Source organism: Providencia sp. CIM-Carb-044, from assembly GCF_033901115.1.
GTDB lineage: Bacteria > Pseudomonadota > Gammaproteobacteria > Enterobacterales > Enterobacteriaceae > Providencia > Providencia hangzhouensis.
In genome coordinates this window covers 2,712-26,012 of the sequence record NZ_JAXADV010000003.1, presented here as the reverse complement: position 1 = coordinate 26,012, position 23,301 = coordinate 2,712, and the positions used below count along the sequence as shown (strand labels likewise).

Here is a 23,301-nt window from a genome sequence, read left to right as displayed (position 1 = left end):
CCATTATGTTACGGCTTTTTAATATTATTTAGATTGATACTTTAAGAATAAATATCGCCCTTACGTTATCGAAATATATCATGACGGACAGGGGGAAGAATTAAAGATTGAGGGAAATTATGGACACTCGTTCTTCTACACGTTTAAACAAATATATTAGTGAAAGTGGTATTTGCTCAAGACGTGAAGCTGACCGTTATATTGAGCAGGGTAATGTATTTATTAATGGTAAGCGTGCAGGAATAGGCGACCAAGTTTTTTCTGGTGATGTGGTAAAAGTTAATGGGCAATTAATTGAGCCGCGTAATGAAGAAGATTTAGTGTTAATCGCTCTGAATAAGCCAGTCGGTATTGTCAGTACGACAGAGAGTGGTGAAAAAGATAATATTGTTGATTATGTTAATCACAGTACCCGAATTTTCCCAATTGGCCGTTTAGATAAAGACTCTCAAGGGTTGATTTTCCTCACAAACCATGGGGATTTGGTGAATAAAATTTTACGGGCAGGAAATTCCCATGAAAAGGAATATTTAGTTACTGTCAATAAACCCGTTACAGATGAATTTATCCGTGGAATGGGTGCTGGAGTACCGATTCTTGGCTCAATGACTAAAAAATGTAAGGTTAAGAAAGAAGCTCCATTTGTTTTTAGAATTACTCTTGTGCAAGGGTTAAACCGTCAAATTCGTCGCATGTGTGAACACTTTGGTTTTGAAGTCACTAAACTTGAACGCGTTCGCATCATGAATGTTAGGCTGACGGGTATTCCTGTCGGGGAGTGGCGAGACTTAACAGATGACGAATTGATTGAGTTATTTGATATGATGGAAAAATCTGAGTCAGATATTAAACCGAAAAAAGCACAGAAATCGGTTTCTGCTAATAAAGGTAATACAAAGCAAGCATCGCCAAGTAAACCCAAAGTAAAAACAGAAAACCCGACACGTAAAAAGTTTACACAACCAGGTAGAAAAAAGAAAAAACGTTAACGTGCAGGTTTAATGAATAAGGCTGAATAAAAGAGTTGATTAATGCTCTTTAGTATCGGCCTTTGTATTTTACAGAAAAATTAATTTCAAATGGTTTAATGCTATCTAGCGATATATTTTATTACAGGTTTACTATCAACCCAACACCTAACCAACTCTGTTGTGTTTTTTGCGCAATATTATCATCAAACAGTTTCTTAGCCGCACGGATCGTAGCATCAGCAAATTCGATAAATGTCGCTTTCTTTGTCACTCTATTGTCAGACACTGCTTCCAGCCAAATTTTACCGGCGATATCCCACGTATAGCCACCAAGGCTCTTAGCTAATAAGTAAAAGGCTCTATTTGGAATGCCTGAATTAATATGTACGCCGCCATTATCAACAAAAATAGGTAAATCTTGATATTGAGACATATGGCCAACTTGTGGATCTCTGACCTCATCAGAAAGATAATAAGCGTCGCCTGGATTTATCATCGAACGTAGGGCAGGTGCATTTATTTGGTCAATAAATAAATTTTCCCCAAGTAGCCAATTAGAGGTATTGGCTGTTTCATTATTTAAATATTGCTTGACCATAATCCCAAGTACATCTGCGACAGACTCATTAAGAGCACCAGACTGGAAAGAATATCTAAAATTAGCTTTTGAACTAATAAAACCATGAGCAAGTTCGTGAGCAATTATATCAATGTCGTTATAGAATGGGCCAAAAACGATTCCATCCCCGTCACCAAAGAAAATAGCTTGAGAATTCCAAAATGCGTTAGCGTAGTTTGTTCCATAATGAATAACCGCATTAATATCAGCAGAACAGCCAAAAATTTGGTCAATATTTAATTTTTCCTTGAAAAAGGTACGAATAACACCAATTGAATTAAATACTTGCCCAGCGGGTTTTGATGGTGCTTGAGTGTCTTCTTCGCACATAATTACCGCATAGTCATCATGTGGCATATGACTATCTGGAGAAAGCCCTGAACGCTCACAAATTGGCAGGTCAGAATGCCAGTGATGTTTATGTGGAATAGGGCGCTGAGCATCACGAATAAAACGGTTATAGCGCTTTCCTGTCGTATCTATAGGGCAAGATGAAAGATTATTGCGATGAAATAATGCATCTTCATGTGAATAGGTTCGGCTCATAATATCATTGATATGAGTGAGCGTTGATTTTAAGTCAGTATGACCTGCTTTAGTCACTAAATTGGCTAATAAGCAAGGTGAGAGTAAAGAACGGCCTAAAATTTGATTCATATTATAACTCCATTCAGTTGGGTGAAATGGAATCATAATCTGTTGTGATAATTTTGTAACTAGTTGATATATAAGCTTTAAAATCAATTGCTGTTATTTTATATTAGAAAGGTAGAACGGTTATCTTTCTACCTTAATTTATAAACTAATGTTATTAATTATGGCGAAACCCACTCTTTATTTAGGATTAAAAATTCAGTATAGAGAGCAGCCTCTTGGCTATTAGGTTCAGGATGATAGTCGTATTCCCAGCGGACAAGTGGTGGCATTGACATTAAAATTGATTCTGTTCGGCCTCCACTTTGTAAGCCAAATAATGTACCTCTGTCCCATACCAAATTGAATTCGACATAACGACCACGACGATATAATTGGAATTGACGCTCTCGTTCACCCCATGAATGATCTTTGCGTTTTTCAACAATCGGCACATAGGCATCTAAAAAGCCATTACCAACGGCTTGAGTGAAGTTAAAACAGGATTCAAAACCCCCTTGGTTAAGGTCATCATAAAATAGCCCACCGACACCACGAGGTTCATTTCTATGCTTCAGGAAAAAGTATTCATCACACCAATTTTTATATTTAGGATAAACATCAGTACCATAAGGGCGGCATAAATCACGAGCAACAGTGTGCCAGTGGATGACATCTTCATGAAAGCCATAAAAAGGGGTTAAATCAAAACCGCCACCAAACCACCAAACAGGCTCGCAACCTTCTTTTTCAGCAATAAAGAAACGGACATTAGCATGGGTTGTCGGAATGTAAGGATTCAGAGGGTGAATGACGAGAGAGACGCCCATTGCTTGATAGCTACGACCAGCAAGTTCAGGGCGATGGGCTGAAGCAGATGCAGGTAATTTTTCTCCTTTAATATGAGAGAAATTAACCCCAGCTTGTTCAAATAATGCCCCTTTGGTTAATACTCGGCTACGACCCCCACCACCTTCAGAGCGTTCCCATGTTTGTTCTAGAAAAGTTTCCTTACCATCTAGCTCAGTGATTTTTTGACAAATAGCCTCTTGCAAGCTTTGCAAATAGGTTTTTACACGTTCAATATCTGGGTAATTCATTGTTTTATAATAGAACCATAGGTAAAAAATAATGGTTAAAGTATACCCTTTTGCTCGAAGAAAGGCATATTGAATATTGATTGTGTGGCAAAAGCAGAGATAATGGCAGAAAGATTAGTTTAAGCAGGCAAATGAGATGGAAATACGAGTCTTTCGACAAAGTGATTATGAAGACGTCCTGACATTATGGGAGCGTTGTTCTCTTAATGAATTTTCAGGGGATCCTGAACTCGATATTGAACGCAAATTACAGTGTGGAGCAGACTTATTTCTAGTGGCTGAAGTTGCCGGGGAAGTCGTTGGCACTATTATGGGGGGGTATGATGGCATTCGTGGTACTGCTGTTTACCTTGCCGTTCACCCTGAATACCGTGGCCGTGGTATTGCGAATGCATTAGTGAGTAGACTAGAAAAAAAACTGATCGCCAGAGGCTGCGGAAGAATCGAGCTGTTAGTGAGTGAAGAATCTGATGCTGCTATCTGTATGTTTGAAAAAATGTTGTATGAAGAAGAACAGCCTGAACGTTTAATTTATTCGAAAAAATTAACGCACGAAATGGATTTTTAAGTTAATTGACTATTTATTTAACTATTCATGGGAATGTTTTGATAAATAGATTGTCACAATATGCATTATGCGACTCATAAAAGAGGATGATATGTCCCAACATGCAAAGTTGAATAGAAATAATGGATTATCGCCGTTGTTGAAGGCTTCTCTAGTCTGTGGAACAGTTCTGTTATCAGGGTGTGCGGGTGTGAAATTCTTTTCGCCATCGACTTGGTTTAGCGGCCCACTGGTGGTTTCTAGCTCAGGACTTGGTCAAGTGACTAGTTTTACACCAATGCAAGCGGATATCATTAAGAAACAACTTGATGACCGCTATACATTACGCAGCGGTATGCAAATGGAAAATGGGGATGTGGTCACAATTTTCCAAGGAATGGATGATAATGAAGTAAAATTAGAAATAGTTGGCCCAGAGCACGGCTATGTATCACGAATTATAGTGAGTGACCCCGATATTGCAACTGAATGGGGGCCGACAGTGGGTACTGAATTTAGTGAAATTTATCAAAAAGCATTCGGTATTTGCGGTCTAGGCGAGCGAGTCAATGACGTTCCAACCATTGAATGTAATTCACCGCAATCAAGTAAAGTGGTTTACCGTTTTACAGGTAAGTGGCAAGGGCCAGAAGATTTAATGCCTTCAGATGATGACCTGAAAACATGGAAAATCTCGCAAATTATTTGGCATAAATAATCTCATTTCGTTAATAATATCGCCAGAACTATTTATACTGGCGATATCTTTCCATTAGTATTTCTTTTTCCTTGTTTTCAAAGAAATTTACCCTTTCTTAAATTTTCTTTCTTATAATAGACCGGAAACCTATATTCCCTTGCGTTAAAACAAGGTGAACATCATAGCGATAAGATAAGATATTAAAATCGCTTATATAAAAAATAGGTTATATAACATATTCATTTTACGAGGTTTACCGTATGTCTCATTCTCAAAGTGGTATTTTGAAAGAACATAGCCGTTTTGGTATTTTTATTGAAGCGCAAGTGCAAGAGGGATCTCTGGATGAAGTTAAGTCTGGATGTAAAAGCTTTGTCGAGGCTTTAACCAAATTACAAGCGCAATATCCAGATGATCGCCTTGGTGCAGTTATCGCGTTTGGCTCTGATATCTGGAAACAGCTCGGTAAGGCAAATACTGCTCCTGAATTGAAACCATTTCGCACTCTGGGTAAAGGGCTTGCTCCCGCCACTCAACGGGATATGTTTATTCATATTCAATCACTGCGCCACGATATTAATTTTTCTTTAGCACAAGCTGCTTTAAAAGCATTTGGTAAATCTATCTCTGTGGTTGAAGAAATTCATGGCTTCCGTTGGGTAGATGACAGAGATTTAAGTGGTTTTATTGATGGAACAGAGAACCCGCAGGGGGAAGAAATTTCAGAGGTTACATTAATTGAAGACGGTGAAGATAAAGGCGGAAGCTATGTTTTAGTCCAACGCTATGAACACGATTTACGAAAATGGGATCGTTTTTCGGAACATGAACAAGAAAAAATGATTGGCCGTACGAAAAAAGATAGCGTTGAATTAGATGAAGATGCGCGCAATGTCACCTCTCATGTCTCACGCGTGGTGATAGAAGAAGAGGGTGAAGAGCTTTCAGTCATGCGTCACAGCTTGCCATATGGTACAGCAAGCGGCAAACATGGCTTATTCTTTATCGCTTATTGTGCAAGGTTACACAATATTGAACAGCAGTTACTCAGCATGTTTGGTGAAAAAGACGGCAAATACGATGATTTGCTGCGTATGACGAAAGCCGTTTCGGGGAGTTATTACTATGCTCCGTCGATTGAGACATTGACGTCTCTTTGATCAATAAGTTGCCGCAAGGATGCGGCGATTGATAATTATTTATGTAATCTATTATTTTCAATGTATTAATCGGTTTTTTTTAATTCTTTACGAGCTGCAGCAGCAATAAAACCACTACGGCTACCATATTCAGGATTAACCTTCACTAAAGCATCAATACGATGTAATAAACGATGCGGCAAGGTGATATTAATACGCTCAGTACGGCCATCGTATTTATCCATATCGACATCCACAAATAACCATATCCCATGCGCATATTCAGGTTGTATTGGGTTCAATAGCGTTTGCTGAGATTTCGATAATGGGATCTCAAAGCCTTTTTCACTCAATAATTCAAAATGAGCATCAATTGCTGATTTTGCTTCTGCGTAAGCCTCTTCTATATTGCTGCCCGCGAATGTACATCCTTCAATATCAGGAAACCAGCCACTTGCGCTGCCATCATTATCAATTTCAATAAAGGCGGTATAAAGCATTAGGTTATCTCCATTAAAGATAGCGCTCATGCGTGAACGCTTTTCTTATTTAATGTTTTAGTTTCGCAGCCTTCAAAATGTGATTTAGTGTGCCTATCTTTAAATCTTTTTGTGGATGCGGAACAGTAATTACAATTGAAAAATGTGGGTGGGAAAACTGATGGTGACTTCCTTTTATTCTTTCAAGTTTCCAACCGTTTTTTTGCAGTATGTTTATCAGTTCCGAACTTTGCACGATCCCTCCATTTCGTTAACTGATATACACATAATACACACTCTGAAGAGTGCTTACAATATTTAAAGTGTGTGTTATGTGTATAAAAAAGAGAGAGGGGGAAAATGTTTAAGGTGTCTTTGCTTCGCTAAACTTAAAAATGAAACGCGTTCATATCACTAACTAATTAAAAAATCAGTTAATTTTTCTGCTTATGACGTTCATTTCTTTGTTATTCTAATTTGATATATAAAAAGGTGATTGATAGCTACACAGTTATAACCAAAACATATACAGTGGTTCCAATGTCAGCCATTTGGGTTTAGTTACGAATAGGTGTGGAATGAAAAAATCATTTTTGAAAAAAACAGCACTAGCGAGTTTGGCAACGGTATCATTACTCGGAAGCTCACCATTAGTTGCAGCTGAACTGCTTAATAGCTCTTATGATATTGCCCGTGAATTATTTGTGGCGTTGAACCCTTCATTTGAAAAACAATGGAATGAAGCCCACCCTGACGACAAACTCACAATTAAACAATCACACGCCGGCTCATCAAAGCAAGCTCTGGCTATTTTACAAGGGCTGAAAGCGGATGTGGTGACCTATAACCAAGTCACGGACGTGCAAATTTTGCATGACAAAGGGAATTTGATCCCTGCAGACTGGCAAGCTCGCTTACCAAATAATAGCTCGCCTTATTATTCAACAATGGCGTTTTTAGTTCGTAAAGGAAACCCTAAAGGGATTAAAACGTGGGATGATTTAGTCCGTGAAGATGTTAAATTAATCTTCCCGAACCCAAAAACTTCAGGAAATGGCCGTTATACCTACCTTGCGGCATGGGGCGCTTTTAATCAAGAAAATAAAGATGATAAAGCAAAAACCCGTGAGCAAATGAAACAGTTTCTGAAAAATGTAGAAGTATTTGATACCGGTGGGCGTGGCGCGACGACGTCATTTATTGAACGGGGGCTCGGTGACGTCCTTATTAGTTTTGAATCAGAAGTGAATAATATTCGCTCTCAGTATGGTGAATCAGACTACGAAGTTATTGTACCGCCGGTGGATATCTTAGCGGAGTTTCCCGTCGCTTGGGTCGATAAAAATGTACAAAAAAATGGTACTGAAGATGTCGCTAAAGCTTACTTAAATTATCTCTATAGCCCACAGGCCCAAGAAATCATCACTCAGTACAATTACCGAGTGAATGACAAAGCGGTGATGAGTGCGAATAAGGATAAATTCCCAGAAACTCAGTTGTTTACTGTTGAATCTCAATTTGAGAGCTGGCCAAAAGTAATGGACGTTCATTTTGCCACCGGTGGGGAATTTGACCAATTAATGGCTGAAGGGCGCCGTTAATGAATCGTTCAGGAAAGCGTTTTTTGCCAGGCTTTGGGCTAACGCTAGGTAGCAGCCTTTTTTATACCTGCTTGATTTTGCTATTACCCATGAGCGCTTTGGTGATCCAATTATCGGAAATGACATGGCAGCAATATTGGGCTGTCATTAGTTACCCGCAAGTGGTTGCCGCGTACAAAGTGACGTTACTGTCTGCATTAGTCGCAAGTTTGTTTAATGCGGTGTTTGGCATGTTATTAGCGTGGATTTTAACGCGTTATCGCTTTCCTGGGCGTTTGTTTTTAGATGGTTTAGTAGATTTACCCTTTGCATTACCTACTGCGGTAGCGGGGCTGACATTGGCAACCCTGTTTGCAACCTCGGGCTGGTATGGGCAATATCTGCACCAGTTTGATATTAAAGTCGTCAATACTTGGCTGGGAATTGCGGTTGCGATGGCTTTTACCAGTATTCCGTTTGTTGTGCGTACGGTTCAACCTGTGTTGGAAGAGCTAGGCCCTGAATACGAAGAAGCTGCTCAAACCCTAGGTGCGAGCCGTTGGCAAACCTTTCGTCGAGTGATACTACCAGAGCTTTCACCGGCCTTATTAGCCGGAACGGTTTTGTCCTTTACACGGAGTTTAGGCGAGTTTGGTGCCATTATATTTATTGCGGGTAATATTGCGTGGCAAACCGAAGTTGTCTCATTAATGATTTTTAGTCAGCTACAGCAATTTGATTACCCGGCAGCCAGTGCTGTGGCCTCAGTTATTTTAGCGGTTTCATTGTTACTTCTATTTAGTGTTAATTTAGTACAAAGCCGCTTTGGTAAACGGTTGGGGGGCAAGTAATGGCGCAAATTACACCAATTCACACTACTAGCCGTACCCAAATTAACTGGGGGAAATGGCTACTAATTGCGATAGGTTTATTGTTTTCATTTTTACTATTAGTGATTCCAATTGTTTGGATATTTATTACTGCATTTCAAAAAGGGTTAGATGCCGTTTTACTGAATTTGGCAGACCCAGATATGCTACACGCTATTGGTTTAACAGTATTAATTGCTTTAATTACCGTTCCTGTAAATTTAGTTTTTGGCACCATGATGGCGTGGTTAGTGACACGATTTCAATTTCCTGGTCGCCAATTATTACTCACCTTGGTAGATATCCCGTTTGCGGTTTCACCTGTTGTTGCGGGTTTGCTGTACTTACTTTTTTATGGCTCGAACAGCTGGTTTGGTGGGTGGCTTGAAGGTTTTGATATCCAGCTAATGTTTTCATGGCCCGGTATGGCATTGGTGACTATTTTTGTCACTTGCCCATTTGTGGTACGTGAGTTAGTCCCGCTAATGTTAAGTCAGGGTAGCCAAGAAGATGAAGCGGCGGTTTTACTTGGGGCCTCAGGATGGAAGATGTTTTGGCGTGTGACATTACCTAATATCCGCTGGGCATTATTGTATGGCGTGGTTTTAACTAACGCCCGTGCAATCGGTGAATTTGGTGCGGTTTCGGTGGTTTCAGGAGCTATTCGTGGTGAAACATACACCTTGCCATTGCAAGTTGAATTATTGCATCAGGATTATAATACAGTAGGGGCGTTTACGGCCGCAGGGATCTTAGCACTGCTGGCAATTATCACCTTAATACTTAAAAGTGCATTGCAGTGGCATTTAAGTCGCCAGCAATCTGAATCAGGAGTCCATTAATCATGAGTATTGAAATTGAAAAAATCGGTAAGTTATTTGGTAAAACCCAAGTACTCAGCGATATTTCACTGGATATTGCATCGGGTGAAATGGTTGCCTTATTAGGGCCTTCCGGTTCAGGAAAAACAACCTTATTGCGGATTATTGCTGGGCTTGAACAACAAAGTCAGGGGTTATTGCGCTTTCATGGTCACGATGTTAGTAAAATCCATGCGAAAGATAGGCATGTTGGCTTTGTATTTCAACACTATGCACTATTTCGCCACATGACAGTGTTTGATAATGTGGCATTTGGTTTAACGGTTTTACCCAGAAAGCAGCGCCCATCAGCTCAGGCTATTAAAGATAAAGTAACAAAATTGCTGGAAATGGTTCAACTCGCCCATCTGGCTTCACGTTACCCCGCACAACTTTCAGGGGGGCAAAAACAGCGTGTGGCACTGGCAAGAGCTTTAGCCGTTGATCCACAAATTTTATTATTAGATGAACCTTTTGGTGCGCTTGACGCACAAGTGCGTATTGAATTACGCCGTTGGTTACGTCAATTACATGATGAATTAAAATTTACCAGTGTTTTTGTGACTCATGACCAAGAAGAAGCCATGGAAGTTGCAGACCGAGTGGTGGTGATGAGCCAAGGTCATATTGAGCAAGTTGGCACACCGAGCGATATTTGGCAGCGACCAGAAACCCGTTTTGTGCTTGAATTTATGGGGGAAGTGAACCAAATTTCTGCCCACATCAAAGGTTCAACATTAAATATAGATGGCTATGAATTCCCCCTTAACCATACCAGTGTTCAACAAGGTGAAGTCGACGTATTTTTACGTCCTTGGGATATCTCATTACAAGCTGAAGTGGATGAACAGCACCGTTTACCTGTTAGAATTACAGAATCGGGGCCAAGAGGGCATTTTTGGCAATTAACCGTTCAACCATTAGGTTGGGGGAAAGAGCCTTTGTCAGTGATTTGGCAGTCCGAAAAAATGATACCAACGCGAGGTGAACGTTACTTTTTAGGTAGCCAGCAGGCAAAGATCTATCAAGGAGATCAGGCGTTAATTTTCCCACAACTTGCTGAAAGTGCATGAATATAAAACTCAATAACTTATAACACTAATAAATATATTATTGGTGTTATCTTTTCTATTACTTTCTAGGTATATGACCGATGATTAGACTTTATATTAAAAATATTTAGTCTATTTCCCCTTATGATTAAATCCACCATAACCAATTGATATAAAAGATTTATTTATCATATTTTTATATGAAATATAACTGGTAATTCTATAAACTTATTGTAATATAATATATCAATTAGCTATATCAGAAATAGTAATTAAGATAATCTATTTTTCTAATATTAATGTGAAGAGATTTCAATTTTCACATATCAATATTGGGGTAATATCTTATCTCTATTATTTCTTATTTATATATAAAAATTATAAGGATGGTAAAGTGTCGGCTCTGGAACAATTTATCGGTAATACCCCATTAGTAAAGCTTCAGCGTTTAACACAAGGGATTGAAGCTGAAATTTGGGTGAAACTTGAAGGTAATAACCCCGCAGGTTCAGTGAAAGATCGCGCGGCATTTTCAATGATTAATGAAGCGCAATTACGGGGTGAAATTAAGCCAGGTGATACGCTAATTGAAGCAACTAGTGGAAATACAGGTATCGCGCTCGCGATGATAGCCGCAGTAAAAGGCTACAAACTGAAATTACTCATGCCAGATAACATGAGCAAAGAGCGGCAAGCTTCAATGCAAGCCTATGGTGCAGAACTCATTTTAGTGAGTACGGCTGTTGGTATGGAAGGTGCCCGCGATTTGGCTAAGGAAATGGAACAAAGAGGTGAGGGGAAAGTTTTAGACCAATTTAACAACCCTGATAACCCATTAGCTCATTTTAAAACAACAGGCCCTGAAATATGGCAGCAAACTAATGGTCGCATTACCCATTTTGTATCGAGTATGGGAACCACGGGGACCATTACCGGGGTAAGTCGCTATTTAAAATCCCAGTCAGATGATGTCCATATTGTTGGGTTACAACCTGCGGAAAAAAGCCAAATTCCGGGTATTAGGCGTTGGTCACCAGGTTACTTACCCGGTATTTTTGATGGCTCATTAGTTGATAGTGTACTGGATATAAACCAGCAAGAAGCTGAAGAGACTATGAGAGCTTTAGCTAAAGTTGAAGGTATCTTTTGTGGAGTGAGCTCGGGTGGGGCGGTTGCTGGTGCGTTAAAAGTGGCGAAAGCTAACCCAGGAGCGGTTATTGTGGCAGTAATTTGTGACCGAGGAGACCGTTATTTATCAACAGGTGTATTTAATGAGTGAGATAATTCAATGGCAAGTCTGTGCTCAATAAAAAATCCCCACAAATGAAAAACCATCAGGCAAGGCCTGATGGTTTTAACTAAATATTGGCAGTTAAGTTATTTCTTAATACGCATGATGACAGTTTCACCGACTGTCACTGAGCCTGTCAGTTTGTTTAGTTCTTTGATTTCGTCCATATTAGAAATGACAACTGGCGTTAGAACAGATTTTGCTTTCTCTTCTAACAGCGCTAAATCAAACTCGATGATTAAGTCGCCTTTCTTCACAGTTTGGCCTTCTTCAGCGATGCGTTTAAAGCCTTCACCTTTAAGTTCAACGGTATCAATACCGAAGTGAACAAATAGTTCTATACCATCATCTGATTCAATAGAAAACGCATGGTTAGTTTCAAATATTTTACCAATTGTACCGTCTACAGGGGCAACGATTTTGTTACCCGCGGGTTTAATCGCAATACCATCACCAACAATTTTTTCTGCGAACACAACGTCTGGAACATCTTCAATATTGACAATCTCACCCGATAAAGGTGCGATAATTTCAATACTGCCACTGCTACTTTTGTCTTCCGAAACGAGTGATTTCAGTTTGTCAAACAGACCCATGGACCTTCTCCTAATCGTTTTATATGGGACCGAACTAATGTGCTGTTCTTAGCATAACGTTTTTTCTTGGATAAAGGTATCTACAAGTTTCATCAATTCATCCGCTGTGGGTTGAGCAAGTGCTTGTTCAGCCAAAGCTTGGGTATCAGTAAAGCTCGCATTGCGAATTAACTTTTTGATACGCGGAATTGAAATCGCGCTCATACTAAATTCATCCAGCCCCATGCCAAGTAGCAATAAGGTTGCACGCTCATCTCCAGCTAACTCCCCACACATCCCAGTCCATTTACCTTCAGCGTGTGATGCATCGATCACTTGCTTAATTAAGTTTAGGACAGCAGGTGACATCGGGTTGTAAAGATGAGAAATCAGTTCATTACCACGGTCGACCGCTAAAGTGTATTGAGTGAGATCGTTCGTCCCAATACTAAAGAAATCAACTTCTTTTGCCAAGTGGCGAGCAATAACAGCTGCGGCTGGTGTTTCAACCATCACACCGACTTCAATTGACTCGTCAAAAGCTTTACCTTCTTCACGTAACTGAGCTTTAAGCATTTCTAGCTCTGCTTTTAGTTCACGAACTTCTTCAACGGAAATAACCATTGGGAACATAATACGCAGTTTACCAAATTTAGAGGCTCTTAAAATAGCTCTTAATTGTGAGTGTAAGATTTCTTTGCGATCAAGACAAATACGAATTGCACGCCAGCCGAGAAATGGGTTCTCTTCTTTTGGTAAATTCATATATGGCAGGTCTTTATCACCGCCGATATCCATTGTACGGACAATAACGGCTTGGCTGCCCATTGCTTCTGCAACGGCTTTATAAGCTTGAAACTGTTCTTCTTCGGTAGGAAGAGAGTCTCTATCCATGAATAAAAACTCAGTACGATAGAGCCCAACGCCTTCTGCGCCATTGCGCTCTGCACCAGCGACATCACGTACAGTACCGATATTCGCACAAACTTCAACTTGATGACCATCAAGGGTGATGGCAGGCAAATCTTTTAATTTTGCGAGCTCTTCTTTTTCTTGTAGATATTCATCACGGAAAGCTTTCAGTTTGTCGATTTCGGCTTCAGATGGGTTCAAGTGGATGGTGTTGTTGACACCATCTAATACAATGAAATCGCCATTTTTAATTTTGCTGGTGGCATCACTAGTTCCAACAATGGCAGGTAACTCAAGAGAACGCGCCATAATTGAGGTATGTGATGTACGGCCACCTAAATCAGTAATAAACCCTAATACTTTATCTAAATTTAGCTGTGCGGTTTCTGAAGGGGTTAAATCCGCAGCCACTAAAATAACTTCTTCGCTGATTGCACTTAAATCAACGATAGGAATATTTAAGATGTTTTTTAATAGACGTTTGCCAATATCACGCACGTCAGCGGCACGTTCTTTAAGATATTCATCATCAAGGGATTCAAGCGCTTGAGCTTGATCTTCAATAACGGAATACGCAGCGGCATCTGCCGTTTTTTTATCGCCTTTGATTAAAGAGACAATTTCTTGTTCCAGCTCTTCATCTTCTAGCAGCATGATATGACCTTCAAAAATCTCAGCTTTTTCGGCTCCAAGATTTTTTTCGGCTTTCTCTTTAATCAAATTGAGTTGTTCGGCTGATTTGTTACGACCCTCAATAAAGCGAGCAATTTCTTTATCAACCTGATCGTCAGCAATTTTTTTTGTGCTAACAACGATAGGATCTTCTTTGAGGATTAAAGCCTGACCAAAAGCAAAACCCGGGGATACTAAAATTCCTGAAATCATAATATTACCTTACTGCTGCTAGTGCTGGGAGTTCTGATGTTGCAGAGACGACAATGAATATAGCCGATTATACAAATGTCCCCGAATGACATCACTCAGGGACATTGAATGAAATCAGTAAATGCTATTTTCGTAAGAAATTATTCTAATTCGCCCATCAGTTTAACTAAATGCTCAACGGCTTCTTTTTCGTCTTCACCTTCAGCAGAAATTGTCACAACGGTGCCTTGTGTTAGACCTAAGGTTTGTAATTTAAACAAACTTTTTGCGCTAGCGGATTTGCCGCCAGAAATTAAAGAAATATCGGAAGAGAATGCTTTTGCTTCTTTTACGAATTGAGCTGCAGGACGAGTATGTAGACCATTTGGTGCCGTAATAGTAACTTCTTGCTGAAACATAGTATTTCCTCAATAACTTTCGTTTTTTTAATTACCCAGCCAATTGTAGATGAAATAGACTAGGTTTGCGTATAAGTTAGATTATTAACTTGAAAAAAGGTTTCCTACTTTGTGCGGTATCAACCCTTTTTCTGTTTTTCTTGCGAACTCGATACTTTTTTCTCATTGGCAAATTATTTTACTCGCCCTAGAGGTTGGCTAAAAAGTGATTAATTTCGAGGTGCAAAATAATTACTATGTTTAATACTAAACCCCGAATTATAAATCATCTCCATCCGTGCTAAAGTTTGATCTATGCCACAAAAAAAGCACCATTTAGGTGCTTTTTTAACGATATTGTAACGAAGTTATGCTACTCAGCCGAGATGTCAGCAAACAGGGCTGTAGACAAATAACGCTCACCTGAAGAAGGTAAAATAACGACGATATTTTTACCTTTATAGGCAGGGTCTGCGGCAATTTTAGTGGCAGCAGCAATAGCAGCGCCTGATGAGATACCCGCAAGAATACCTTCTTTTTCCATCAGCTCACGAGCCGTTTTGATGGCTTCGTCATCGCTGATTTGAATGACCTTATCGAGTAATTTTAAATCTAAGTTACCCGGAATAAAACCAGCGCCGATCCCTTGTATTTTGTGAGGGCCCGGTTTAATTTCTTCGCCCGCTAAAGCTTGGGTAATAACAGGGGATGTTTCTGGTTCAACAGCCACGATAGTCACATCTTTGCCTTTGGTGTTTTTCAGGTATTTTGCAATCCCTGTAATCGTCCCGCCCGTACCAACACCTGCGACTACAACATCGACATTGCCGTCAGTATCTTCCCAAATTTCAGGCCCAGTGGTTTTTTCATGGATTTCAGGGTTTGCTGGGTTATTAAACTGTTGAAGTAATAAATATTTTTTAGGGTTGCTATTCACTATTTCTTCAGCTTTAGCTATTGCACCTTTCATGCCTTTTGCCCCCTCAGTTAAAACGAGGTTGGCACCTAATGCTTTGAGTAGTTTACGGCGCTCAATACTCATGGTTTCAGGCATGGTTAACGTCAATTTATAACCTCTCGCCGCAGCGACATAGGCTAAAGCGATACCCGTATTTCCACTAGTTGGTTCAACTAATTCTTTGTCTTTGTTTAGGATACCTTTTTTCTCTGCATCCCAAATCATGTTAGCACCAATACGGCACTTAACACTGAAGCTTGGGTTGCGAGATTCCACTTTTGCTAAAATATTGCCATCACCAAAATGTTTTAGGCGAACAAGTGGGGTGTGGCCAATAGTCAACGAGTTATCATCATAAATTTTGCTCATGGGATATCCTTAAAAATCGGTTAGCCAGTAATGTAATCGGTATTAATTAAAAATAATGAGATGGATTCAACATACGTTAAGAACAAATTAATGCAAATATGATTTGAGTATAAGCTTATAACGAAATGTTATTTTAGATCTAATAGTTCTAAGGAATAATTATAGTGTAACAATAATAAGTAAATAAAAGAGCGCAGGCGATAAACCTGCGCAATGATTTAATAGATTAGTAGCGTGCGTAACGCTCACGATACCTGTCAACCCACATCAATGTTGCACCACAAACTGCAACAGGCATGATCACTAAGTTGACAAAAGGCACCATCATTAACAAGCTAATGACGCCACCAAATTGAACGTTTCTCATCCGCTCTTTGGCAAGCGCCTGCTTCATTTCGTTAAAGCCAACACGGTGGTTATCAAACGGGTAATCGCAATATTGGATTGACATCATCCAAGCACCAAATAAAAACCACAGTACGGGGGCGACTGTTTGGCCAATACCGGGTATGAAAAATAGGATTAATAACCCAATAGCGCGAGGTAAGTAGTAACCGATTCGGACAAACTCGCGCTTTATCATACGAGGAACATCTTTTAATAACTCAGCAACACCAGTATCTGGTGATGGTTTACCCGTTAACTCGGCTTCGAGTTTTTCTGATAACCAACCGTTAAAAGGAGCAGCGATTATATTAGCAACCGTACTAAAAAAATAGGTAAACACGAGCAAAATAGAGATAACAGCGATTGGCCAAATAACATAATCGAGCCATTGTAGCCAGTCAGGAACGTAACTCATCACTTGGGCTATCCAGCCGCCAAGCTTTGTATATAACCACCAAAATGCGCCGCCTAAGAATAAAATATTGGCTAATAGGGGCAAAATAACAAAACGTTTAATACCGGGCCGAGTGATTAATCTCCAGCCTTGTGTAAAATAATAAAAACCAGAATGGTCTTTTTGTGTCGAAAATGTCGATTGGGTCATACTTCTTGTTCTCTCCTTTTCGGTTGACCATGTATCATATAGATATGAAATTAGGCTGACTAGCCATTATTCGCTTAAAAAAGCAGCAAATGAAAGCGGAATATTCTCTTTCTTGTAAGAAAATCGTTCTGGGGGTTGCACTTAGAGCAATTGAGAAATAATCTTAAGGAAGTTTCCGCCGTATTGGCATTATCATTCATCAACTAGAGATAGCAGCGATGCAGGATTTGCGTCTGATATTAGTGGTCGTAGGTGCGATAGCGATTGTCGCTTTATTACTGCATGGTTTATGGACCAGCCGTAAAGAGCGCTCAAAGTTATTTCGCGACAGACCCGTAAAACGTAGAAAAAACGATATGCAGGAGAATTCATCAGAATATGATGATTCTGCATTATTTACTGAAAATCAACCGACTCAGCAGGCGCCTGTTCATCCCGCTGCGACTGAGCCTGTATATCCGGTAAAAAATGAGTCTCCAGTTGAGCCTAATATACAGCCAAAAGCATCGGTTGAACCTGACATTATTATGAACAAGGAGCCTGAGGCTAAATCGCCGGTTCATAATGAGCCTACGATGCATCAACGTACTGAACCCGTTCATGTACCCGAACAACTCACCATTAATATGAGTGAGGAAGTGATTGTTGAGCCAGCCACTGAAACTGTCGCTGAACCACATATTGATTCAACCAAATTGAGAGAAGAGCCTCAGCCGAGCACCTATGAACAAGAGACGCAGCATATTGAGAAGAAAGCTGAGCCGCAGGAAGATTCTGCTACAACAAGTAGCAAGGAGACAGTCCTGGTACTTCACGTAGCCGCTTTGCAAGGGCAGGAACTTCAAGGTGAATTATTACTGCAAAGTATTTTACAAGCCGGTTTCCAATTCGGGGAAATGAAAATATTCCATCGCCATGTGAACCCGTCTGGTACGGGGCCTGTTTTGTTTAGCTTAGCCAACATGGTGAAGCCTGGCTCATTCGACCCAGAGACAATGGCTGATTTTACCACCCCAGGGGTTTCCATGTTTATGATGGTCCCGTCTTACGGTGATGCAGGGCAAAACTTCAAATTGATGTTGCAAGCTGCTCAACGTATCGCATCAGATGCGGGAGGGGTTGTTCTTGATGACGAACGCAAAATGCTGACACCTCAAAAAATAGAGGTGTATCATGCTCGAATTAGAAACACATTAAGTTAAATAAACGTTGAACAAAACCCCCATTAATTGGGGGTTTTTTATCTGTATGAGTGAATCATGACTACCAAACAAGAAATAGACGAATTAAAAAAACAGTTACGTCATCATGAATATCAATACCATGTATTAGATGCCCCCGAAATTCCAGACGTAGAATATGACAAGTTAATGCAACGTCTAAAAGAGATAGAGGCACAGCATCCTGAACTTGTCACGAGTGATTCACCGACTCAACGTGTTGGTGCCGCACCATTGGCTGCGTTTGATACCGTACGCCATGAAATACCTATGTTATCCCTAGATAATGTTTTTGATGAAGAAAGTTACCTTGCGTTTGATAAGCGGGTAAGAGATCGTTTGAAAAATCATCAAGAACTGACTTTCTGTTGTGAGCTCAAGCTCGATGGGTTAGCGGTAAGTTTGTTGTATGAAAATGGTGAATTAGTACAAGCGGCGACTCGTGGTGATGGGACCGTAGGTGAGAATATTACCGCGAATGTACGAACCATACGCGCTATCCCATTGCGTTTAAGGGGAAGCAATATTCCTGATCGCGTTGAGATCCGTGGCGAAGTCTTCATGCCCCAAAAAGGTTTTGAAGCACTAAATGAGCAGGCACGTAAAACGGATGGCAAAGTCTTTGCAAACCCGCGTAATGCGGCTGCGGGTTCGTTACGTCAATTAGACCCACGTATTACCGCCAAAAGGCCACTCACTTTTTATTGTTATGGTGTTGGGCTTGTGGAAGGTGGCTCGTTACCGGACACACATTATGACCGTTTGATGCAATTTAAAGCATGGGGTTTACCGGTTAGTGATTATGTTCAATTACGTGTTGGTCATCAGGCCGTATTAGATTTTTACCATGAAATTGAGCAAGTTCGACCTGATCTTGGCTTTGATATCGATGGGGTAGTCATTAAAGTTAACTCAATCGCGATTCAAGAAGAATTAGGTTTTGTTTCTCGAGCACCTCGCTGGGCGACAGCGTTTAAATTCCCAGCTCAAGAACAAGTCACATTATTAAAAGATGTTGAATTTCAAGTTGGGCGTACAGGTGCTATCACGCCTGTGGCGCGTTTAGAACCCGTGCAAGTCGCAGGTGTGGTGGTCAGTAATGCGACGTTACACAATGCAGATGAAATTGAACGCCTTGGCGTGCATATCGGTGATACGGTCATTATTCGTCGAGCAGGGGATGTTATTCCACAAATCGTCAGTGTTGTGGTTGACAAGCGACCAACAGATAGCCGTGAAATTGTCTTCCCGACCCATTGCCCTGTATGCGGTTCTGATATCGAACGAGTTGAAGGTGAAGCGGTGGCACGCTGTACTGGTGGGCTTATTTGTGGGGCACAACGCAAAGAAGCACTGAAACATTTTGTCTCACGCCGAGCAATGGATGTGGATGGCATGGGCGATAAAATTATCGACCAATTAGTTGAAAAAGAGTATGTCAAAACCCCAGCGGATTTGTACCAATTAAGTGCAGGTATTTTAACTGGCCTCGATAGAATGGGGCCGAAGTCGGCACAGAATCTGGTTGATGCACTCAATAAGTCTAAGCAAACAACATTGGCTCGCTTTATTTATGCCCTTGGAATTCGTGAGGTTGGCGAAGCAACGGCGGCAAACTTAGCAGCGCATTACACCACACTTGAGGCTGTGATGGCGGCGGATGAAGAGTCACTAAAAACCGTTCAAGATATTGGTCATGTAGTTGCGAAACATGTGGTCAATTTTTTCCGTGAACCTCATAACCAAGCGGTGATTGAAGATTTACTGACGAAGGCAAATATTCATTGGCCTGAAGTAAAAGTCGTTAATAGTGCAGAAATCGATAGCCCATTTGCAGGTAAAACAGTGGTGCTAACAGGGTCAATGAGCGTATTGACGCGTGATGAAGCCAAAGACAAGTTAGTGGCTTTAGGTGCAAAAGTCTCAGGAAGCGTCTCGAAGAAAACAGATTTGGTCATTGCAGGTGAGGCCGCTGGTTCTAAATTAGCCAAAGCAAATGAACTTGGCATACGCGTTATTGATGAAAATGAATTGGTTCGTTTGCTGAATATTTAATAGTGAACTATATTCAATTTAACTTAGTTGCCTACGATCTCTGTAGGCAACAATTTTATACGCAGGTTGTTGTAAGTCTTAACTTAAATTCTCAGTAAAATTTCTGTGCAAAAAAAGCGAATGCTAGGAATTGTTATAGTTGAAACGTGATCCCCTTCTTCTTTTTGCAAAATACACCTAGTAAGCTTTCATATTAATGTGACCTCTGTCTCATTTAAATGTTGTCTATTACATAGAATATGCACATAGACTGATTCTTAAATTTGTTGGAGTCGCATATGACCTCGATCCTGCATTTCGTTTTATCTTTAGTAGTAATTGCCGCTCTTGCCATTTTAGCCAGTAGTAACCGTAGAGGGATCCGTCCTCGCTATGTTGTTCAACTACTGGTTATTCAAATTGCATTAGCTTATTTGTTCTTAAAATCGAATATTGGCGAATCTTTTGTTCTTGGTGTGGCAGGGGTATTTACTCACTTGCTAGGCTATGCAGCAGAAGGGACTAAATTTATTTTTGGTGGCATGATTGAAGGGAACTTAGCGTTCTTCTTCTTACAAGTGTTATGCCCAATCATCTTTATTTCTGCGTTGATCGGGATCTTACAGCACATCAAAATTCTTCCTATCGTGATCCGTATTATCGGTACCGTGTTATCGAAAGTGAATGGTATGGGTAAGTTAGAGTCTTTTAACGCAGTCAGTTCATTGTTACTGGGTCAGTCAGAAAACTTTATTGCGTATAAAGACCAATTGAACCGGATGTCAGACCGCAGAATGTACACCATGGCGGCAACTGCCATGTCAACGGTATCTATGTCTATCGTTGGGGCATACATGACCATGTTAGAGCCGCGTTTTGTGGTCGCTGCATTGGTTCTAAATATGTTTGGTACTTTCGTCGTACTATCACTGATTAACCCGTATCCACCTGAAGGTGAAGAAGATATTCAAATGAGCAACCTGCACGAAGGGCAAAGCTTCTTTGAAATGTTAGGTGAATATATTCTTGCAGGGTTTAAAGTAGCGATTATCGTTTCAGCGATGTTGATTGGTTTTATTGCCCTCATTGCGATGATTAACGGTATTTTCTCAGCTGTATTCGGTATCGACTTCCAAACCATGTTAGGTTACGTATTCTATCCATTTGCATGGATGCTCGGCATTCCTGCCGATGAAGCCTTACAGGTTGGCGGAATTATGGCAGTGAAAATGGTAACGAATGAATTCGTTGCGATGGATGGCTTACAAGCGATTGCTGGTGGGTTATCTGAGCGTTCTGTTGGTATCTTGTCCGTATTCTTAGTTTCTTTCGCTAACTTCTCATCCATCGGTATTATTGCAGGTGCGATTAAAGGTTTAGATGAGAAACAAGGTAATACCGTGGCTCGCTTCGGTTTAAAATTACTGTACGGTTCAACCTTAGTTAGTTTCTTATCCGCAGCGGTTGTTGGGTTAGTTTTGTAATCCACTAAAACATGTTAGATTAAGAAACGGCGTTCAAATGAGCGCCGTTTTTTATGCTTTGATACGAAAGAGAAATAACAATGGAAAAACAAGATCTCATTGATATGGCCAATACGTATATGCCATTTGGTAAATATAAAGGCTGTGTCTTAATTGATTTACCCGAAGAATATTTATTATGGTTCTATAAGAAAGGAGAGTTCCCTGCTGGACGTTTAGGGCAGTTAATGGAGATGACCCTAGGACTAAAAATAGAAGGCTTAGAAGGGCTGGTAAAGCCTTTAAAACGGGGTTAATCGTGGCCTAGTGCGTGAGTAATTTTCTGACTTAAAGTAATAAATAGTTTTTGTTCTTGGGGCGTTAATGCTGCTTTGACCTTAGCTGCATTTTCAGCACGTCCTGTGGCTGCACGCTGCAAAAAATGATGCCCTTTGTCGGTTAAACGGGTGATCAGTTCCCGTCTATCTTCTTCAGATTGATATTGCTCGACAAATTCATAAGATTTCAGAACTCGAAGAAATTTCGATAAATTTTGGCGAGAGAGGCCAAGTGATTGGCTTAACTGGCTTGGTGTTAAATCCCCTTTTAATCTCAATATCTCTAGCACATCATATTGACCCCAAGTTATTTGCTCAGGGGTAAAGCTAACTCTGCGCGCAACTAGCGTACATTGCAGCAGAGAAAGTGCATCTTCAAGAGAATTTGGCATCATGAAAACTCCGTAACATTCAATCTATTGAGTATATATTGATTTTAATAATAAGACGACCAGTTGATTAACTTTGGTTAATTAATTATAGTTAACTAAAGTTAATCATAATTGAGGTGAGCTATGGGGAAGTTTAATCAGCGAGTGGCATTGGTTACAGGGGCATCGACAGGTGTCGGTTTTACTATTGCACAAAAGCTGTATTCACTTGGCGCGATAACGGTAATTACGGGGCGCAATGAGGTCGCTTTACAACAAGCCGCTAGAGAGATAGACCCAACAGGACAACGTGTCTATGCTATAAAAATGAATGTCGCAAATGCACAAGACTTTAAAACAACAGTCGAAAAAATTGAGCAACAATACGGTGTTTTGCACTATTTGGTGAATAATGCGGGGACCACTGGACCTCATGGCGTCAATATTGAGGATTATCCTTTAGAGGCTTGGCATGAGGTGATTGAAACCGATATAACAGGGACATTTCACGGTATGAAGTACAGTATTCCTATGATTTTGCGTAGTGGTGGGGGAGCTATCGTAAATTTATCAGCTTGCAATGGGGTAACAGGGATAGCGGGTATAGCACCTTACACTGCAGCAAAGCATGCGGTACTGGGATTAACACGTTCCGCTGCCTTAGAGAACGCTCAAAAAGGTATCCGTATCAATGCTGTTGGCCCTGGCTATATAGAAACACCGAATATTAGTGCATTACCACAGGAAACGCAGCAATGGATGGCTTCTACTCACCCAATGGGCAGAATGGCTACTCGGCTAGAAATTGCTAATGTGGTGGCCTTTTTGTTATCAGAAGAAAGTAGCTTTATAACCGGTGCATTTATTCCTATTGATGGTGGTTATACCGCGCAGTAATTCATAATCTAAAAGATATTATTGATTTAAAATGGAAGAGGTGAATAGTGACTTTTAGTATTTAAGTGATT

At 40.4% G+C, this 23,301-nt stretch carries 24 protein-coding genes; 14 read left to right on the top strand and 10 right to left on the bottom strand.

The window, feature by feature from the left end; genetic code table 11:
* Positions 1–119: 119 nt before the first annotated feature.
* Complete coding sequence (rluF, locus tag SJ312_RS06690) at positions 120–989, top strand: 23S rRNA pseudouridine(2604) synthase RluF (protein ID WP_319867267.1); 870 nt, start codon at positions 120–122, stop codon at positions 987–989.
* 121 nt (positions 990–1,110) lie between these two features.
* On the opposite strand, the gene SJ312_RS06685 is transcribed toward rluF, so the two are convergent.
* On the bottom strand, positions 1,111–2,247 hold the full coding sequence (locus SJ312_RS06685; protein WP_036958991.1) for a M4 family metallopeptidase: 1,137 nt from the start codon (positions 2,245–2,247) through the stop codon (positions 1,111–1,113).
* A gap of 158 nt (positions 2,248–2,405) precedes the next feature.
* Positions 2,406–3,323, bottom strand: coding sequence for an oxygen-dependent coproporphyrinogen oxidase (hemF, locus tag SJ312_RS06680; RefSeq protein ID WP_004264888.1), 918 nt, complete (start codon positions 3,321–3,323; stop codon positions 2,406–2,408).
* A gap of 136 nt (positions 3,324–3,459) precedes the next feature.
* Here hemF and SJ312_RS06675 point away from each other — a divergent pair, with 136 nt between their 5' ends.
* The 3 genes from SJ312_RS06675 to SJ312_RS06665 all read left to right on the top strand — a co-directional run bounded on the left by SJ312_RS06675 (position 3,460) and on the right by SJ312_RS06665 (position 5,730).
* Positions 3,460–3,891, top strand: a complete 432-nt coding sequence (locus tag SJ312_RS06675; RefSeq protein ID WP_110591954.1) for a GNAT family acetyltransferase — start codon at positions 3,460–3,462, stop codon at positions 3,889–3,891.
* Positions 3,892–3,982: 91 nt separating this feature from the next.
* On the top strand, positions 3,983–4,588 hold the full coding sequence (locus SJ312_RS06670) for an RpoE-regulated lipoprotein (RefSeq protein ID WP_110591953.1): 606 nt from the start codon (positions 3,983–3,985) through the stop codon (positions 4,586–4,588).
* Between the two features lie 242 nt (positions 4,589–4,830).
* Positions 4,831–5,730 carry a Dyp-type peroxidase gene (locus tag SJ312_RS06665; RefSeq protein WP_164455474.1) on the top strand — a complete coding sequence of 300 codons (900 nt, stop codon included), beginning with the start codon at positions 4,831–4,833 and terminating at the stop codon, positions 5,728–5,730.
* A gap of 65 nt (positions 5,731–5,795) precedes the next feature.
* On the opposite strand, the gene SJ312_RS06660 is transcribed toward SJ312_RS06665, so the two are convergent.
* Both SJ312_RS06660 and SJ312_RS06655 read right to left on the bottom strand, forming a co-directional pair.
* Positions 5,796–6,209 carry a type II toxin-antitoxin system HicB family antitoxin gene (locus SJ312_RS06660; RefSeq protein ID WP_094961723.1) on the bottom strand — a complete coding sequence of 138 codons (414 nt, stop codon included), beginning with the start codon at positions 6,207–6,209 and terminating at the stop codon, positions 5,796–5,798.
* A gap of 49 nt (positions 6,210–6,258) precedes the next feature.
* Positions 6,259–6,444: a type II toxin-antitoxin system HicA family toxin gene (locus tag SJ312_RS06655; protein ID WP_094961724.1), complete on the bottom strand. Its 186-nt coding sequence runs from the start codon at positions 6,442–6,444 to the stop codon at positions 6,259–6,261.
* A 322-nt stretch (positions 6,445–6,766) separates the two neighbouring features.
* On the opposite strand from SJ312_RS06655, the gene SJ312_RS06650 reads away from it, so the two are divergent.
* The 5 genes from SJ312_RS06650 to cysM all read left to right on the top strand — a co-directional run bounded on the left by SJ312_RS06650 (position 6,767) and on the right by cysM (position 11,828).
* Complete coding sequence (locus tag SJ312_RS06650; RefSeq protein WP_094961725.1) at positions 6,767–7,789, top strand: sulfate ABC transporter substrate-binding protein; 1,023 nt, start codon at positions 6,767–6,769, stop codon at positions 7,787–7,789.
* On the top strand, positions 7,789–8,619 hold the full coding sequence (gene cysT, locus SJ312_RS06645; RefSeq protein ID WP_004264883.1) for a sulfate/thiosulfate ABC transporter permease CysT: 831 nt from the start codon (positions 7,789–7,791) through the stop codon (positions 8,617–8,619). Before SJ312_RS06650 ends, cysT begins: the two co-directional genes overlap by 1 nt.
* Positions 8,619–9,479 carry a sulfate/thiosulfate ABC transporter permease CysW gene (cysW, locus tag SJ312_RS06640; protein ID WP_004264881.1) on the top strand — a complete coding sequence of 287 codons (861 nt, stop codon included), beginning with the start codon at positions 8,619–8,621 and terminating at the stop codon, positions 9,477–9,479. Before cysT ends, cysW begins: the two co-directional genes overlap by 1 nt.
* Positions 9,480–9,481: 2 nt before the next feature.
* Entirely contained in the window at positions 9,482–10,570 is a 1,089-nt protein-coding gene (gene cysA, locus SJ312_RS06635) for a sulfate/thiosulfate ABC transporter ATP-binding protein CysA (RefSeq protein WP_110591952.1), read from the top strand.
* Between the two features lie 373 nt (positions 10,571–10,943).
* On the top strand, positions 10,944–11,828 hold the full coding sequence (gene cysM / locus SJ312_RS06630; RefSeq protein ID WP_036958988.1) for a cysteine synthase CysM: 885 nt from the start codon (positions 10,944–10,946) through the stop codon (positions 11,826–11,828).
* Between the two features lie 98 nt (positions 11,829–11,926).
* Here cysM and crr read toward each other — a convergent pair whose 3' ends face one another.
* The 5 genes from crr to cysZ form a co-directional block, all read right to left on the bottom strand.
* The gene (gene crr / locus SJ312_RS06625) at positions 11,927–12,436 is read right to left on the bottom strand and encodes a PTS glucose transporter subunit IIA (protein ID WP_004264878.1); all 510 of its coding nucleotides are present in this window, start codon (positions 12,434–12,436) and stop codon (positions 11,927–11,929) included.
* Positions 12,437–12,484: 48 nt separating this feature from the next.
* A complete protein-coding gene (ptsI, locus tag SJ312_RS06620) occupies positions 12,485–14,212 on the bottom strand; it encodes a phosphoenolpyruvate-protein phosphotransferase PtsI (protein ID WP_004264877.1) in 1,728 nt (575 codons plus the stop codon).
* Positions 14,213–14,352: 140 nt separating this feature from the next.
* Positions 14,353–14,610: a phosphocarrier protein Hpr gene (ptsH, locus tag SJ312_RS06615; RefSeq protein ID WP_004264876.1), complete on the bottom strand. Its 258-nt coding sequence runs from the start codon at positions 14,608–14,610 to the stop codon at positions 14,353–14,355.
* A 352-nt stretch (positions 14,611–14,962) separates the two neighbouring features.
* Positions 14,963–15,916: a cysteine synthase A gene (gene cysK / locus SJ312_RS06610; RefSeq protein WP_110591950.1), complete on the bottom strand. Its 954-nt coding sequence runs from the start codon at positions 15,914–15,916 to the stop codon at positions 14,963–14,965.
* Positions 15,917–16,142: 226 nt separating this feature from the next.
* Positions 16,143–16,907, bottom strand: coding sequence for a sulfate transporter CysZ (gene cysZ, locus SJ312_RS06605; RefSeq protein ID WP_004264874.1), 765 nt, complete (start codon positions 16,905–16,907; stop codon positions 16,143–16,145).
* A gap of 218 nt (positions 16,908–17,125) precedes the next feature.
* Here cysZ and zipA point away from each other — a divergent pair, with 218 nt between their 5' ends.
* From zipA to SJ312_RS06585, 4 genes are all read left to right on the top strand, one after another.
* On the top strand, positions 17,126–18,109 hold the full coding sequence (gene zipA, locus SJ312_RS06600; protein ID WP_110591949.1) for a cell division protein ZipA: 984 nt from the start codon (positions 17,126–17,128) through the stop codon (positions 18,107–18,109).
* A 57-nt stretch (positions 18,110–18,166) separates the two neighbouring features.
* Positions 18,167–20,182 carry an NAD-dependent DNA ligase LigA gene (gene ligA / locus SJ312_RS06595; protein WP_096863456.1) on the top strand — a complete coding sequence of 672 codons (2,016 nt, stop codon included), beginning with the start codon at positions 18,167–18,169 and terminating at the stop codon, positions 20,180–20,182.
* Between the two features lie 278 nt (positions 20,183–20,460).
* Positions 20,461–21,645: a NupC/NupG family nucleoside CNT transporter gene (locus tag SJ312_RS06590; RefSeq protein WP_102137575.1), complete on the top strand. Its 1,185-nt coding sequence runs from the start codon at positions 20,461–20,463 to the stop codon at positions 21,643–21,645.
* 80 nt (positions 21,646–21,725) lie between these two features.
* Complete coding sequence (locus SJ312_RS06585) at positions 21,726–21,941, top strand: DUF3820 family protein (RefSeq protein ID WP_004912576.1); 216 nt, start codon at positions 21,726–21,728, stop codon at positions 21,939–21,941.
* Here SJ312_RS06585 and SJ312_RS06580 read toward each other — a convergent pair.
* Positions 21,938–22,357, bottom strand: coding sequence for a MarR family winged helix-turn-helix transcriptional regulator (locus tag SJ312_RS06580; protein ID WP_004264867.1), 420 nt, complete (start codon positions 22,355–22,357; stop codon positions 21,938–21,940). The genes SJ312_RS06585 and SJ312_RS06580 overlap by 4 nt on opposite strands.
* A gap of 120 nt (positions 22,358–22,477) precedes the next feature.
* On the opposite strand from SJ312_RS06580, the gene SJ312_RS06575 reads away from it, so the two are divergent.
* Positions 22,478–23,230, top strand: a complete 753-nt coding sequence (locus tag SJ312_RS06575) for an SDR family NAD(P)-dependent oxidoreductase (protein ID WP_110591947.1) — start codon at positions 22,478–22,480, stop codon at positions 23,228–23,230.
* Positions 23,231–23,301 lie beyond the last annotated feature (71 nt).

What these genes read in the sequence shown, in the direction of transcription:
- SJ312_RS06685 (WP_036958991.1), bottom strand. Translation starts at nt 2,247, where the DNA reads ATGAATCAAATTTTAGGCCGTTCTTTACTCTCACCTTGCTTATTAGCC.
- cysT (WP_004264883.1), top strand. Translation starts at nt 7,789, where the DNA reads ATGAATCGTTCAGGAAAGCGTTTTTTGCCAGGCTTTGGGCTAACGCTA.
- ligA (WP_096863456.1), top strand. Translation starts at nt 18,167, where the DNA reads ATGACTACCAAACAAGAAATAGACGAATTAAAAAAACAGTTACGTCAT.
- SJ312_RS06590 (WP_102137575.1), top strand. Translation starts at nt 20,461, where the DNA reads ATGACCTCGATCCTGCATTTCGTTTTATCTTTAGTAGTAATTGCCGCT.
- SJ312_RS06660 (WP_094961723.1), bottom strand. Translation starts at nt 6,209, where the DNA reads ATGCTTTATACCGCCTTTATTGAAATTGATAATGATGGCAGCGCAAGT.
- zipA (WP_110591949.1), top strand. Translation starts at nt 17,126, where the DNA reads ATGCAGGATTTGCGTCTGATATTAGTGGTCGTAGGTGCGATAGCGATT.
- ptsI (WP_004264877.1), bottom strand. Translation starts at nt 14,212, where the DNA reads ATGATTTCAGGAATTTTAGTATCCCCGGGTTTTGCTTTTGGTCAGGCT.
- cysK (WP_110591950.1), bottom strand. Translation starts at nt 15,916, where the DNA reads ATGAGCAAAATTTATGATGATAACTCGTTGACTATTGGCCACACCCCA.
- SJ312_RS06670 (WP_110591953.1), top strand. Translation starts at nt 3,983, where the DNA reads ATGTCCCAACATGCAAAGTTGAATAGAAATAATGGATTATCGCCGTTG.
- cysW (WP_004264881.1), top strand. Translation starts at nt 8,619, where the DNA reads ATGGCGCAAATTACACCAATTCACACTACTAGCCGTACCCAAATTAAC.
- SJ312_RS06665 (WP_164455474.1), top strand. Translation starts at nt 4,831, where the DNA reads ATGTCTCATTCTCAAAGTGGTATTTTGAAAGAACATAGCCGTTTTGGT.
- SJ312_RS06580 (WP_004264867.1), bottom strand. Translation starts at nt 22,357, where the DNA reads ATGATGCCAAATTCTCTTGAAGATGCACTTTCTCTGCTGCAATGTACG.
- hemF (WP_004264888.1), bottom strand. Translation starts at nt 3,323, where the DNA reads ATGAATTACCCAGATATTGAACGTGTAAAAACCTATTTGCAAAGCTTG.
- SJ312_RS06585 (WP_004912576.1), top strand. Translation starts at nt 21,726, where the DNA reads ATGGAAAAACAAGATCTCATTGATATGGCCAATACGTATATGCCATTT.
- crr (WP_004264878.1), bottom strand. Translation starts at nt 12,436, where the DNA reads ATGGGTCTGTTTGACAAACTGAAATCACTCGTTTCGGAAGACAAAAGT.
- SJ312_RS06650 (WP_094961725.1), top strand. Translation starts at nt 6,767, where the DNA reads ATGAAAAAATCATTTTTGAAAAAAACAGCACTAGCGAGTTTGGCAACG.
- SJ312_RS06575 (WP_110591947.1), top strand. Translation starts at nt 22,478, where the DNA reads ATGGGGAAGTTTAATCAGCGAGTGGCATTGGTTACAGGGGCATCGACA.
- cysA (WP_110591952.1), top strand. Translation starts at nt 9,482, where the DNA reads ATGAGTATTGAAATTGAAAAAATCGGTAAGTTATTTGGTAAAACCCAA.
- ptsH (WP_004264876.1), bottom strand. Translation starts at nt 14,610, where the DNA reads ATGTTTCAGCAAGAAGTTACTATTACGGCACCAAATGGTCTACATACT.
- rluF (WP_319867267.1), top strand. Translation starts at nt 120, where the DNA reads ATGGACACTCGTTCTTCTACACGTTTAAACAAATATATTAGTGAAAGT.
- cysZ (WP_004264874.1), bottom strand. Translation starts at nt 16,907, where the DNA reads ATGACCCAATCGACATTTTCGACACAAAAAGACCATTCTGGTTTTTAT.
- SJ312_RS06675 (WP_110591954.1), top strand. Translation starts at nt 3,460, where the DNA reads ATGGAAATACGAGTCTTTCGACAAAGTGATTATGAAGACGTCCTGACA.